11 protein-coding genes are annotated in these 12,694 nt (G+C 66.9%); 8 read left to right on the top strand and 3 right to left on the bottom strand.

The window, feature by feature from the left end; genetic code table 11:
• The first annotated feature begins 10 nt into the window (after nucleotides 1-10).
• The 5 genes from PWP93_RS23775 (at nucleotide 11) to PWP93_RS23755 (ending at nucleotide 6,625) form a co-directional block, all read left to right on the top strand.
• Nucleotides 11-1,690: a hypothetical protein gene (locus PWP93_RS23775; protein WP_421046268.1), complete on the top strand. Its 1,680-nt coding sequence runs from the start codon at nucleotides 11-13 to the stop codon at nucleotides 1,688-1,690.
• On the top strand, nucleotides 1,687-2,487 hold the full coding sequence (locus tag PWP93_RS23770; RefSeq protein WP_421027481.1) for an electron transfer flavoprotein subunit beta/FixA family protein: 801 nt from the start codon (nucleotides 1,687-1,689) through the stop codon (nucleotides 2,485-2,487). Before PWP93_RS23775 ends, PWP93_RS23770 begins: the two co-directional genes overlap by 4 nt.
• The gene (locus PWP93_RS23765; RefSeq protein ID WP_421046267.1) at nucleotides 2,484-3,443 is read left to right on the top strand and encodes an electron transfer flavoprotein subunit alpha/FixB family protein; all 960 of its coding nucleotides are present in this window, start codon (nucleotides 2,484-2,486) and stop codon (nucleotides 3,441-3,443) included. Before PWP93_RS23770 ends, PWP93_RS23765 begins: the two co-directional genes overlap by 4 nt.
• A gap of 244 nt (nucleotides 3,444-3,687) precedes the next feature.
• The gene (narL, locus tag PWP93_RS23760; protein WP_213307637.1) at nucleotides 3,688-4,332 is read left to right on the top strand and encodes a two-component system response regulator NarL; all 645 of its coding nucleotides are present in this window, start codon (nucleotides 3,688-3,690) and stop codon (nucleotides 4,330-4,332) included.
• A gap of 211 nt (nucleotides 4,333-4,543) precedes the next feature.
• On the top strand, nucleotides 4,544-6,625 hold the full coding sequence (locus tag PWP93_RS23755) for a sigma-54-dependent Fis family transcriptional regulator (protein ID WP_421046266.1): 2,082 nt from the start codon (nucleotides 4,544-4,546) through the stop codon (nucleotides 6,623-6,625).
• Nucleotides 6,626-6,676: 51 nt separating this feature from the next.
• Here PWP93_RS23755 and PWP93_RS23750 read toward each other — a convergent pair whose 3' ends face one another.
• From PWP93_RS23750 to PWP93_RS23740, 3 genes are read right to left on the bottom strand one after another with little or no spacing between them, the layout of a single operon-like run.
• Nucleotides 6,677-7,252, bottom strand: coding sequence for an HAD-IA family hydrolase (locus PWP93_RS23750; protein ID WP_421027478.1), 576 nt, complete (start codon nucleotides 7,250-7,252; stop codon nucleotides 6,677-6,679).
• A gap of 37 nt (nucleotides 7,253-7,289) precedes the next feature.
• Entirely contained in the window at nucleotides 7,290-8,162 is an 873-nt protein-coding gene (locus PWP93_RS23745; protein WP_421046265.1) for a phosphoribulokinase, read from the bottom strand.
• A 10-nt stretch (nucleotides 8,163-8,172) separates the two neighbouring features.
• Nucleotides 8,173-9,267: a fructose-1,6-bisphosphatase gene (locus tag PWP93_RS23740; protein WP_421046264.1), complete on the bottom strand. Its 1,095-nt coding sequence runs from the start codon at nucleotides 9,265-9,267 to the stop codon at nucleotides 8,173-8,175.
• A gap of 241 nt (nucleotides 9,268-9,508) precedes the next feature.
• Between PWP93_RS23740 and PWP93_RS23735 the strand changes: the two genes are divergently transcribed.
• The 3 genes from PWP93_RS23735 (at nucleotide 9,509) to PWP93_RS23725 (ending at nucleotide 12,682) form a co-directional block, all read left to right on the top strand.
• On the top strand, nucleotides 9,509-10,474 hold the full coding sequence (locus tag PWP93_RS23735) for a LysR substrate-binding domain-containing protein (protein WP_421027475.1): 966 nt from the start codon (nucleotides 9,509-9,511) through the stop codon (nucleotides 10,472-10,474).
• Nucleotides 10,475-10,677: 203 nt separating this feature from the next.
• A complete protein-coding gene (locus PWP93_RS23730) occupies nucleotides 10,678-11,727 on the top strand; it encodes a beta-ribofuranosylaminobenzene 5'-phosphate synthase family protein (RefSeq protein ID WP_421046263.1) in 1,050 nt (349 codons plus the stop codon).
• A 37-nt stretch (nucleotides 11,728-11,764) separates the two neighbouring features.
• A complete protein-coding gene (locus tag PWP93_RS23725; RefSeq protein ID WP_421046262.1) occupies nucleotides 11,765-12,682 on the top strand; it encodes an NAD(P)-dependent methylenetetrahydromethanopterin dehydrogenase in 918 nt (305 codons plus the stop codon).
• Nucleotides 12,683-12,694: the final 12 nt, after the last annotated feature.

Here is a 12,694-nt window from a genome sequence, read left to right as displayed (position 1 = left end):
ACTGCCCGAGATGACGCCCAGCTCCGCCACTCCGCAAAACCGCGCGCATGCGATGCACGGCAGGCACGCGCGGCACGGCACGCGCGAGATGCACGACACGCACGAACAGCGCGCGATGCCCGCAATGCCCGCAATGCCCGAGAAACGCGCGCGGCAGCGGCGAGCGCGCACGCCGACGATGCGCCGGCACTGGCGCGAGCTGGTCGAGCTCGCGCTGGCCGCCGACGACATCTACGCGGCCGCCGCGCTCTACCCGCACGCGGACGACGCGGACCGCTGGCGCCTCGGCGCGCGGCTCTTCGGGGCGCGGCGCGACTGCCTCGCCCTCGCGGCCTGCGCGTTCGCCCACGGCGCGGTGCTCGCCGAGCTCGCGCGGCTCGCGGCGGCGAACCACGACGAGACGCTGAAAATGCGCCTCGCGAGAAACCCCGCCACGCCCGGCGAGGCACTGGCGCTTTTCGTCGACGAACACGTAGCGCCGGACCGACGCCTCGCCTGCCTGCTCGCACGGCACGCGAAAGCGCCCCACGCGCTGCTTGCCACGCTCGCCGCGCAAAGCGAGGACATCGAGGTGCTGCGCGCGCTCTGCGAGAACGTCGGCGTGCCCTCGGAACTCCTGACGCTCGTCGAGCAGCGCGGCATCGCCGTGCTGCAGCGCCTGCTCGCGATCCATCTCGCGACCGATCCGCAAACGCTGCTGCAGCTCTGGCGGAGCACGCATACCGGCGCGGTACGCGCCCAGGTGCTGCGCCATCCGTGCTGCCCCGATGCGCTGCTTCGCACACTGCCCTCATCGCCGGCCGAGCGGCGCAGCCTCGCGCTCCAGACTCGCACGCCCGCCGCGATCCTCGCGCAGCTCGCTCGCGACGAAGACCCCGGTGTGCGCCGCGCCGCCGCGCTCAATGCGAGCACGTCCGCCGGCGCGCTGATCGGCCTGTGCTTCGATGCGCAAGCCATCGTGCGCCGCGTGGTGGCCACACGCCGCGACCTGCCGCTCAAGGTCGTCGAGTGGCTGATCGCAAACGACGATCCCTGGGTGCGCCGCACGCTCGCGCGCAATCCGGCCTGCCCGGCCGAGTGGCTCGAGCGCCTCGTGAACGACAGCGAAGCGGAAGTGCGCCGCGCGGTGGCGCGCCACCCGGACTGCCCCGCGCGCCTCGTCGCGCAGCTTGCCGCCGACCCGGTGGCTTGGGTCCGCGCGGGCGTCGCGCTGCGCGAAGACCTGCCGGGCGCGCTGCTGCGGCGCCTCGCCGCCGACGAAGACGTCGACGTGCTCTCCGGCATCGCACGCCATCCCGCGACCCCGCAGGCGCAGCTCGCACGGCTCGCCGCCCACCCGGTGGCGGACGTGCGCCGCGGCGTGATCCTGAATCGCGAGGCCTCGCGGCGCGTGCTGCTGCAACTGCGCCACGAGCCCTATCCGCTGCACCGCGTGCTGGTGTTCGAACATCCGAACCTCACGGACGCCGACCGCTGGCGCATGCGTTTCGACCCCGACCGCGAGGTCCGGGCGCGCCTGTTCGGCCATTTCGGGCGCGCGCTAGGCCCGCTCGCGCCTGCCGCCGCGGCGACGCAGCCCGCTGCCGTTTCCCCCCATCCGCTGGATGACGATGCAATGCAACACGAGCAACACGAAAGCGACGTGCAACACGATTCGCCCTGTCCGACGAACACCATGGAGTCAAGATGAAGATACTAGTCACAATCAAGCAGGTCGCTTCGCTCGATGAAGACTTCGAGCTGAACGACGACGGCCGCGACGTCAGCGCCGATTTTCACGTCTTCGACCTGAACGAGTGGGACCACTACGCACTGGAAGAAGCGATGCGCCTGAAGGAAGGCGCGAACGGCGACATCGAAATCGTGGTGGCCACGGTCGGCCCCGATAGCGCCGACGAAGAATTGCGCAAGTGCCTCGCAAAAGGCGCCGACCGCGCGGTGCGCATCTGGAGCGACGAGCTCGAAGACGCCGACCCGGTCGCCATCGCCCGGGTGCTGGCCGCGCTCGCGCGCAAGGAAGCGCCGGACATGATCTTCGCGGGCGTGCAGGCTTCCGATCACGCCTATGGCGTGACCGGCATGGCGCTCGCGGGCCTGATCGACTGGCCGCACGCGGCGGTCGTGGCGGGGCTCGATTACGCGCCCGGCGCGAAAACGGCCACCGCGCGCCGCGAGCTGGAGGGCGGCGCGTACGCCACCGTCGAGGTGCAGTGCCCCGCCGTGCTGACCATCCAGCTCGGCATCAACACGCCGCGCTACGCCTCGCTGCGCGGCATCAAGCAGGCCGCGCAACGGCCCATCGAAACGCTCACGCCGGACGAACTCGGCCTCGCCGCCAGTGAAACCGGCGCGGCGGGATCGCTCTCGCGGATCCGGCGCGTCTACGTGCCGGCCACGGGCCGCGCGCAAATGATCGAAGGCACGCCCGCCGAGCAGGCAGCGCGCCTGGCGGGTCTGATCAAGGAATTCAGGGGAGAAGCGAAATGAGCGGCATTCTGGTTCTGGTGGAACACCGTCAAGGGCAACTGCGCCCGGTCAGTCTCGAAGTGCTAGGCGCGGCCGTGCAGGCGAAGGAAGCAAGCGGCGAAACCGTCACGGTCGCCGTGCTGGGCGCACAGCCCGACGTCTACGTGGAAAGCCTCAAGCTCGCGGGCGTCGACGAGATCGTCACCGTGCAGACGAGCAGCGACGCCTTCGATCCGGAAATCTACGAAAACGTTGCGCGCGCAGTTATCGAGGCGCGTAAGCCCTCGCTCGTGCTGCTCCCGCATACGATCGACACGCTAGGCTACGCGGCCCCGCTCGCGGCCAAGGGCAACTACGGATTCACGACCGACGCGTTCGGGCTCGCGCGCGACGGCTCGGACTGGCTCGCGACGCGCTCGGGCTACGGGCAGAAGGTCAACATGGAGATCGAGTTTCCGGGCAAGGAAACGGCGCTCGTGACCCTGCGCCCCGGCGCCTTCAAAGCGCCCGATGCCGCCGGCAGCCCCAGCGTGAGCACGTTCGCGGCGCCGGCGCTCGCGCCGCGCAGCACGCACCTGGCGTTCGAGGAACCGGCCGCGAGCGGCGATGTCGACATTCCGGGCGCGGAATTCATCCTCTCGGTCGGCCGTGGCATCGGCGAGGAAACGCACGTCGAGCAATTCCGCGAGCTCGCGGAGACCGTGGGCGCCACGCTCGGCTGCTCGCGCCCGATCGCCGACTCGGGCTGGCTGCCCAAAGCGCACCAGGTCGGCCAATCCGGCAAGACCGCGGCGGCCTGCAAGATGTACATCGCGATGGGCATCTCGGGCTCGGTGCAGCACATGGCCGGCATGAAGCACGTGGACAACATCATTGCCGTGAACACCGATCCCGAAGCCTCGATCTTCACAATCGCACGCTACGGCATCGTGGGCGACATTTTCGACATCGCTGAGGAATTACGCAGTCACTTTTAGGCGTTTCTGAGTAGTGCGGGGTAGTGAGAAGAGATTTGGGCCGGTTCGCCATGACCGGCCCGTTTTTTTTCTTGCTGGTGAATATTGTCCATCGGGATTCCACCCGTAGACTTGATCCTCTAATCAAGAAAAAATCCGGTTGCTGCGCCGCTATGCCTGTGCAATGACGCGAGCAGCGTAGCAAGAGCGGATCACGCCGTTCCAGTAGAGACAGGCAGTCTGGTTAACGCGCCAAGGAAACGCCATGCCCCCCCATTCCGTTTTGCTTATCGACGACCATGCCCTCTTTCGCAAAGGCGTCGCGCAGCTCATCCAGATGAATCCGCTGTTCTCGATCGCAGGCGAAGCCGCCTCGGGCCGCGAAGGCGTAGAGATGGCCGCGCGCCTGAAGCCCGAGATCGTGCTGATCGACCTGAACATGCCGGAAGTCAGCGGCATCGAGACCCTTCAATTGATGCGTGATGCCGGCGTGAACGCGCGCTTCATCATGCTGACCGTCTCGGATCACGAACGCGACGTGGTCGCCGCGCTGCGTGCGGGCGCTCATGGCTATCTGCTCAAGGACATGGACCCCGAGGACCTCTGTGTCACCTTGCAGAAAGCATTGGCGGGCGCAGCCGTGCTCAGCGACGCGGTCACGGGCAGTCTCGTGCAGGCCCTCTCGGGCGGCCAGCGCATGGCGCCCGCGCAATCGGACCTCACCGCGCGCGAAGTCGAGGTACTCGACTACCTCGTCGAGGGCATGTGCAACAAGGTCATTGCGCGCAAGCTCGGCATCAGCGTGGGTACCGTGAAGGTCCATGTTAAGCACGTGCTGCGCAAGCTCGACCTGCATTCGCGGCTCGAAGCCGTGGTGTGGCGCCACGAGCAGGGCTCGCGCGAACGCTGAAGCGGCAGCGGGCTCAGTCGCCCGACGAACTCCGGATCGGCCCGGCGATATGCCCCCCTACCCACAAGGGGGTAGCCCCATAAGGCGAATTGTCACCGGAAATTTGAGTGCAAATAATTGGACCCAAGCTGGCAGCAGCGCCGCCATTCACGAGCGATGCGCCAGCCGATGTGCCCACTATTGGCAGTCGGAGCCTCCGGAGACACGTGTCATGCAGTCAACCCAATATGCCGAGGAATGTATTGAGCGGCCGGCCCGCGCGAGCGGCGTCGACGGCGTATTGCGCCAGCGGCTCGGACATTACGAGCCGAGCGCTGCCATCGTGCGCTCATGGACGCGCTGCCTGAACGACTACGGGCTCGACCCCGACGCGTGCCGCCCGCCGCCCGTGCTCACGAGCGCCGAACTCGCGCAGCGCCGCGAGCGCCTCGCCGATCTGATCGGCTGCGCGAAGCTCGAGATGACAACGCTCTACCAGCAACTGGGCGACGCCGACCTCGCGGTCGTGCTGAGCGACGCGGACGGCGTGATCCTGCATCTGGTGTCCTCGGCGAGCTTCGCGGAGCAAGTGGAAGACTGGGGCTTTTGCGTGGGCGCGGTCTGGAGCGAGCGCGAAGCGGGCACCAACGGCATGGGCACCTGCCTGGCCGAAGGCGAAGCGCTCGCCGTACGCCAGCACGAGCATTTTTTCTCCCGCTATGCCGCCCTCACCTGCTCGGCCGCGCCGGTATTCGACGAGCGCGGCGCGCTCGCAGGCGTGCTCGACGTGACGAGCCGCTCCCAGTTGCAGCAACAACATTCACTCGTGCTCGTGGGCATGTCGCGGCAAATGATCGAAAACCGTCTACTCGATGCACGCCACACCCAGGCGCATATGGTGCACTTTCATAGCCGCCCGGAATTCGTGAATACACTGCATGCCGGCAAGCTCACGATCGACGAGAGCGGCCTCGTGCTCGCCGCGAACCGCAGCGCGCTGTTCCAGCTTGGCTTCGGCACGCTGGCCGAGATTGCCGGCAAGCGCATCACCGACCTCTTTAGCGCCACACTCGCCGACCTCGTCGCGCGCAGTGTGCAGAGCTCGTTTCACCCCGTTGCGGTGTATCGCGCCCATGCGCCGAATCGCTTCTTCGCCGTCGCGCAAGCACCGCTCAAGCAAACCGCGGCGAGCATGGGCCGCACCATGGCGCAGCCAGTCGCCGCGCAAGATGCCCAAAAACCGCACGAGGGCGAAACGGCCACGCCGCGCCGCGCCACTGCGCGCCACCCCGGACGGGCATCGTGTGGCCCGCGTGTCGAGTTTGGCGACACGCATCTCGCGAGCCAGTTGCGCCTTGGCGAGCGCGTGATCGATCGCGGCATCGCCGTGCTGGTGCGCGGCGAGACGGGCTCAGGCAAGGACGTCTTCGCCAACGCGCTGCATGCGGCCAGCGCACGCCGCGAGGGGCCGTTCGTCGCGATCAACTGCGCGTCATTGCCCGAACACCTGATCGAAAGCGAATTGTTCGGCTATCGCGCGGGCGCGTTTACGGGCGCGCAGCGCGAGGGACGGCGCGGCAAGATTCTGCAGGCCAACGGCGGCACGCTCTTTCTCGACGAGATCGGCGACATGCCGCTCGCACTTCAGGCGCGGCTGCTGCGCGTGCTCGAAGAGCGCGAAGTGACGCCGCTTGGCTCGGAGTCCGCAATCAAGGTCGATTTCCAGCTGATCAGCGCGAGCCATCGCGACCTTGCTGCGCTTGTTGCGAACGGACAGTTTCGCGAAGACCTCTATTACCGGCTCAACGGTGTGGCAGTGAGCGTGCCGCCGCTGCGCGAGCGCGAAGACAAGCTCGAATTGATCCTTCATCTGCTCGAGCAGGATAACGAAGTCCCGCCGATGCTCGGCCGGGACGCCCGGCGGATCCTGCTTGCGAGCGCGTGGCCGGGCAACGTGCGCCAACTGCGCAATGTGCTGCGCACGGCCGCCGCGCTGTGCGACGGGCCTGAGCTGACTGCAGCGCATCTGCCCGCGGAGCTCGTGAGAGGGGCGGCGCTGCCCGCCATGCAGAGGGGCGATGCAAACGGTTATGCGCCGCTTGCCATGGCATCGGACGGCGATGGGAACATCGATCAGAGCGACGACGGCGATGACGACTGCGAGCCACTCAATGCCATCTTGCAGGCGGAACGCGAGGCGCTGATGGGATTGCTGGATACGCATCGCTGGAATGTCAGCGAGGTCGCTAATGCGCTGGGTGTCACGCGCAACACGCTGTACCGGAAAATGCGGCGTGTTCGTATCAAACGATGATGCGGCGTTTCCTTGTATTCGTCTCGGCATACAAGGAAACGCGACGAAAACTCAGATATACAACCCAGCCCAATCATCATGCCGATAGCCGGCCTGCACCACGCGCCTGGTGCGTTTGGGCTGCTGCGGACTCCCAATCAACTCCAGCAACTCGCCAAGCGAATCGATCACTCGCAGGCACGGCAAATCTGCCTCCTCGCCACCACCGGAACGAGCCGCGCCCTCTGCATAGCTCACCCGGATCATCTGCATCCCGGCGGCCTGCGCGGCCAGCGCATCGTTCGTGGAATCCCCCACATAAAGCGCATGAGCAGGCTGCACCGCCAGCGCCTCGCAGGCATGCAACAGCGGCGCCGGATGAGGTTTGCGCTGCGTGACAGCGCCGCCGTCCACAACAATATCGAACCACGTCGACAAACCGAATTGCTGCAATACAGGCTCGACAGCATCCATCGCCTTGTCGGTCACGACGCCAAGCTTCAACCCCATCCGCCGCAGTCCCTCCAGCGCGACCTCGACATCGGGAAATAGCTCGGCGAAGAGGCCGCCGATGCGCTTGCCGTGCAAGGTGCTGGCAAGATCGAAAAGGACAGCGTCGATGGGCAGTTTGCGCGACATGACTTGCATGAAGGTATCTCCTGTTGTTAGGCGCGCCCTCGGGCTCTCAGGCCGCGCGTTGTTGCCGGTCGATCATCTTGAGGATCATCGGCGTAAAGATCAGTTGCATCGCGAGCCCCATCTTGCCGCCCGGCACGACAATCACGTTGGGCCGGCTCATGAACGAGTCCTGCAGCATCGTCAGCAGATAGGGAAAATCGATCCCCCGCGGATTGGCGAAGCGGATCACCACAAAGCTTTCGTCGGCGCTCGGAATATCGCGCGCCGTGAACGGATTGGACGTATCCACGGTCGGCACACGCTGAAAATTCACATGCGTGCGGCTGAACTGCGGACAGATGTAATGTGCGTAGTCGGGCATGCGGCGCAGGATGGTGTCCATCACCGCCTCCTGCGAGTAGCCGCGCAACGTCTTGTCGCGATGCAGCTTCTGGATCCACTCGAGATTGATGATGGGCACCACGCCCACCAGCAGGTCCGCGTGCTGCGCAACGTCGATGCCGTGGCCGACGAAGCCGCCATGCAGCCCCTCGTAAAAGAGCAGGTCGGTGTCCGGCTCGACGTCGGCCCACGCGGTGAACTTGCCCGGCTCCACATCGTATTCCAGCGCTTCGGCCTCGTCGTGGATGTATTTACGCACGCGCCCCCGGCCGGTTGCGCCGTACTGTCTGAACAGATCCTCCAGCCGGTCCAGCACGTTCGCATCGGGACCGAAGTGGCTGAACTGCTTGCGCTGCTCCTCCGCCTCCTTCATCGCGATGTGCATACCCTCACGGTCGTGACGGTGGAACGCATCGCCCTCCACGATCTGCGCTTTGAGCTTCTCGCGCCGGAAAATGTGCTGAAAGCTGTTCATCACCGTGGTCGTGCCCGCGCCGCTCGAACCAGTGACCGCCACGATCGGATGTTTGATCGACATGATTGCTCGCTCAGGCGCAGGCTTCGGGCCGGAACAGCGAGCGCTCGTTAAAGAGCGGCGAATCGAACGGCCGGTCCACGCCGCGCTCGTACTCGCCGTAGTAGCGCTCTATCCGCGCGACTTCGCGCGTCGTTCCCAGCATCACACCCGTGCGCGCGTCGAGTGCGCCGGGCCGCAGATCGAGCACACGCTCGCGGCCCGTGCTGGCCGCGCCGCCCGCCTGCTCGACCAGCCACGCGAGCGGCTGTGCCGCGTGCACCAGGTCCAGGCCACTTGCATCCTGCAGGTCGCGGGACTCGCGCGGCACAATGCTCACTCCGCCCCGCATCAGGATGCGATGCAGATCGGCGACCGCGCAGCCGCCATGGCGCAGGCTGAAGTCGCGCTCGCGCACGCCCACGCTGCCCGCCCGGCATTCGCGCACATAGCGCAGCACCGGCGGCTCCCAGGCGTGCTCGCGCGCGCCGTCGATCGAGACTTCCAGGCCCTCGTCCGGCACGCGCATCGCGTGGTGCGTAAGCACGAACGTGTCACTCGCGCGATCGAGCGTGAAGCCATGAGTGCCGCGTCCGAGTGTCAGAACGAGCAGTGTCGAAGGACCGTAGAGCGCGTGCGCCGCCGCGCGCAGGGCATCGCCGCCGCGCCGCCATGCGGTCTCGCGCGCGTCCTTGTCCATCTCATTGGCCATCGATCCGCACGCCGCCTCGCGCACCGAAAAAATGCTGCCCGCCAGACCGTTCTCCGCAATTTGGGCAGCCCCGTCGAGCGCCTCGAAGGTCAGCAGATAGCCGTTGCGTGCGGTTGCCGCCGTGGCCGCCGTCACCGTCGCGGCCCGGGCGCCGTTCGATTGCGCCGCTGAATAGCCCGCGACGCACGCGCTGCGCTCGCACAGCGCCATCATCAATTCATGCGCGGCCGCCTGGATATCCGCGCCTGCGCCCGCACTGCCATCGAGCATGACCCTCTCGATCATCGCCGCGATGGCGCGCACCGCAAGCGCGATCTCGCCGATTACGCTGCGCAGGCGGTATGCGCCGGCTTCGTCGTGTTCGCCGTCCAGTGCGCGTGCAAGGAAGTCATCGAGCGTCATGTATCGGGATGGCATGGTCGCCTCATTGCAGGAGTTTGCTTCGCGCCACGCGAAATACGCGGCGCGCACGAATACAGCCAGACCGAGCAAGATGCCTGCCAGGTTCCGCGAGCCTCCCCGGAACACGGCTCAACGATAAAGCGCTGATCGAATCAGCGAAATTCAGATATTCTTAGTCATCCTATAAGGGATCCCTTACCTGTTCCCGCGCGCCCTTCGGCATTCCGTTCTGGCGCTTCTTCGCGTGGTCTCCGTCATGCTCAACTTCATTCGCACGCTCACGCTGCGCCAGTTGCAGATCTTTGCCGCCGCTGCGAAGCACGTGAGCTTCGTGCGCGCGGCGCAGGAACTGCATCTCACGCAGCCGGCCGTCTCCATGCAGATCAAGCAGCTCGAAGAAGCCGTTGGCCTGCCGCTTTTCGAGCGCATCGCGCGCCGCATCGTGCTGACCGAAGCCGGCGCCACGCTCGCGCATCATGCGCAGCGAATCCTGGGCGAAGTGAAGGACGCCCAGGACGCGCTGCAGTCGCTCTCGCTCGCAGACAGCGGCGCGATCTCGGTGGGCCTCGTGAGCACCGCGCGCTATTTCGTGCCGCAACTGATCGCGCGCTACTGCGCCCAGTTTCCGAAGGTGGAAGTGCGCTTCACGATCGCCCCGCGCGAGCCGCTGTTGCGCATGCTGCAGGACAACGCCATCGATCTCGCGGTAATGGGCCGCCCGCCGCGCGATCTCGACGCCGTCGCCGAGCCGCTCGCCTATAACCCGCAGGTGATCGTCGCGGCGCGCGATCACGCGTTCGCGGCGGTGCAGCGCATCGACGTGCAGGAACTGCGCCACGAGACCTTCCTCATGCGCGAGCCGGGCTCGGGCACGCGCACGGTCGTCGAGCAAATGTTCAAGCATCACCTCTTCACGCCCGCGAAGGTCGTCACGCTCGACAGCAACGAGACCATCAAACAGGCCGTCATGGCGGGCATGGGCATCAGCCTGCTTTCGCTGCACACGCTGCGGCTCGAATTGCGCACGCGCGAGATCGCGCTGCTCGACGTGTGCGGCACACCGATCGACCGCGCCTGGCAAATCGTGCATCTGAACGCGCGGCAACTCTCGCCCACCTGTCAATCGTTTCGCCGCTTCGTACTGGAAAACACCGAGACGTATCTGGCCGGCGAATACGTGGATCTGCCCACTCACCCCGTGCGCATCCGCCAAGGCGAGTGACACACTGTCACCGATACGGCGCACGCGCGTGTTCGCGCAGCGTGCCGCTTCCCATGCCTGCGCGCCAGGGCGTGCTCGATACGCGCGATCTGCGATAGGCGCTTGAGTCGATCCGCACACACACGCGGACCGCACGCGGTCCGTATGGCACGACGCTTGCATGAGTCGGCGGACCAGGCCGTCCGCTCACCGAGGAAGCGCTCATGACGCAATACGCCACGACGCAATACCCCACGAAAGCCGCGAGTGCCGTCACCGTGAATGCACCCGGTCGACTGCATCTCGGCTTTCTCGATCCGGGCGCGTCGCTCGGCCGGCGCTTCGGCAGCCTCGGCCTCGTGATCGACGGCATCAGCACGACGCTCGAGATGCGGCTCGCCGGCAACCATCACGCTATCAATAGCAGCGAAAGCAACGACGATCATTACTCCGCCCCGCCCTACGCGAGCGAGGAGCTGCCGCGCCTGCGCGCGCATATGGAGACGCTCAAGCGCCTGAGCGGCCGGCGCGAGCCGCTCGACGTGCGCTTGCGCCACGTACTGCCGGTTCATGCGGGCCTCGGCTCCGGCACGCAGCTCGCGCTGTGCGCCGGTCATGCGTTCGCGCGGCTGCATCGGCTCGAACTCGACGCCACGCAGCTTGCGCTCGCACTCGCGCGCGGCGCGCGCTCGGGCGTTGGCGTAGCGGGCTTCGAGCAAGGCGGGCTGATTCTCGACGGCGGCCCGCGCTCGGCGACGGAGCTGCCGCCCGTGCTGTCGCGCCTGCCGTTTCCCGACGAATGGCGCGTGCTGCTGGTGCTGGACGACGCGCACACCGGCTTGTCCGGCCCCGCCGAACGCAAGGCGATGGCCGCGTTGCCGCCGTTTCCGCAAGAGCTGGCCGCGCACGCCTGCCACCTCGCGCTGATGCAGATCCTGCCGGCCGCTGCGGAGCACGACTTCGCGCCGTTCGCGCGCGGCGTGAGCGAATTGCAGGACCGCATCGGCCGCTATTTCGCGCCGTCGCAAGGCGGCATCTACACGAGCGCGGCCGTCGCGCGCGTGCTCGACTGGATCAGCGCGCGGCATCGCGCCGGCATCGGACAAAGCTCATGGGGGCCCACGGGTTTCGCGATCCTGGCCTCGCATGACGAGGCCGCCCACGCCGTGGCGGCGGCGCGCGAGGCCGGTGTGGTCGGTCCCACGCTGCGGCTCGAAATCGTCAAGGGGCGCAACGCCGGCGCGACCGTCATTCATGCGCCGGGCAATGCCTGACGCCCTCTTTCAACCTCTCTTGCACATCCGACAAACGATGGAACGTCCCTTCATTCTCCACATGTTCACGCCGACCCGGCAGATGAGCCCATTCGACGTGAACATGGCCGTCGATGCGGGATACCAGGTCGTCGTGCCCTACGCCGACGTCGGCATCGACAACGTTGCGGCCCTCACGCAGGACGCAATCTTTTCGCGCGGCCCCAAGGGCGTGGCACGCACCGGTCTCTTCATCGGCGGACGCGACGTCGTGCTGGCCGCCGACATGCTCAAGCGCGCGCGCGAAGCAATGGTGCCGCCGTTCGAGGTCTCGGTATTCGCCGACCCGAGCGGCGCCTACACGACAGCGGCCGCGCTGGTCGCCAGCGTCGAGTGGCATCTGCGGCGCACGCACGGTGAAGCGCTCGACGGCAAGCGCGTCGTCGTGCTGGGCGGCACGGGCCCCGTGGGCGTGATCGCGGGCGTGCTGGCCGCGCGCGCGGGCGCGCACGTCTCGATTGCCAGCAGTCGAGGTCTCGAAGCCGCACAGGCCGCGAGCGGCCGCATCAACGCGCGCTTCGACGTGCAGACGCGCGGCGCCGATGCCCAGCTGACCGAAGCGCTCGACACCACGCTCGCGCGTGCCGAGCTGGTGTTCGCAACCGCAGCGGCGGGCGTGCAGGTGATGAACACGCGCCAGGTCGATCAGGCTTCCCAACTACTCGTGGCCGCCGACGTGAATGCGGTGCCGCCAGCGGGCATCGACGGCGTGGGCGTCGCCGACGACGGCAAGCCGTTCGGGATGCACCGTGCGCTCGGCATTGGCGCGCTGGCGATCGGCAACGTCAAATACCAGGTGCAGCGGCGCCTGTTCGAACGCATGCTTGCGACCACCAGTCCGGTCTACCTCGGTTTCGAGGAAGCCTTCGCGCTCGCCCGCGAGGTCGTGGCCGAGGGTGAAGTTCAGGCAGCGTGAGCCCATCAAGAA

Source organism: Paraburkholderia sp. A1RI-2L (assembly GCF_048957375.1).
Taxonomy (GTDB): Bacteria; Pseudomonadota; Gammaproteobacteria; order Burkholderiales; family Burkholderiaceae; genus Paraburkholderia.
This window is presented reverse-complemented; position numbering and strand designations above follow the sequence as displayed.

What these genes read in the sequence shown, in the direction of transcription:
- PWP93_RS23775 (WP_421046268.1), top strand. Translation starts at nt 11, where the DNA reads ATGACGCCCAGCTCCGCCACTCCGCAAAACCGCGCGCATGCGATGCAC.
- PWP93_RS23770 (WP_421027481.1), top strand. Translation starts at nt 1,687, where the DNA reads ATGAAGATACTAGTCACAATCAAGCAGGTCGCTTCGCTCGATGAAGAC.
- PWP93_RS23765 (WP_421046267.1), top strand. Translation starts at nt 2,484, where the DNA reads ATGAGCGGCATTCTGGTTCTGGTGGAACACCGTCAAGGGCAACTGCGC.
- narL (WP_213307637.1), top strand. Translation starts at nt 3,688, where the DNA reads ATGCCCCCCCATTCCGTTTTGCTTATCGACGACCATGCCCTCTTTCGC.
- PWP93_RS23755 (WP_421046266.1), top strand. Translation starts at nt 4,544, where the DNA reads ATGCAGTCAACCCAATATGCCGAGGAATGTATTGAGCGGCCGGCCCGC.
- PWP93_RS23750 (WP_421027478.1), bottom strand. Translation starts at nt 7,252, where the DNA reads ATGCAAGTCATGTCGCGCAAACTGCCCATCGACGCTGTCCTTTTCGAT.
- PWP93_RS23745 (WP_421046265.1), bottom strand. Translation starts at nt 8,162, where the DNA reads ATGTCGATCAAACATCCGATCGTGGCGGTCACTGGTTCGAGCGGCGCG.
- PWP93_RS23740 (WP_421046264.1), bottom strand. Translation starts at nt 9,267, where the DNA reads ATGCCATCCCGATACATGACGCTCGATGACTTCCTTGCACGCGCACTG.
- PWP93_RS23735 (WP_421027475.1), top strand. Translation starts at nt 9,509, where the DNA reads ATGCTCAACTTCATTCGCACGCTCACGCTGCGCCAGTTGCAGATCTTT.
- PWP93_RS23730 (WP_421046263.1), top strand. Translation starts at nt 10,678, where the DNA reads ATGACGCAATACGCCACGACGCAATACCCCACGAAAGCCGCGAGTGCC.
- PWP93_RS23725 (WP_421046262.1), top strand. Translation starts at nt 11,765, where the DNA reads ATGGAACGTCCCTTCATTCTCCACATGTTCACGCCGACCCGGCAGATG.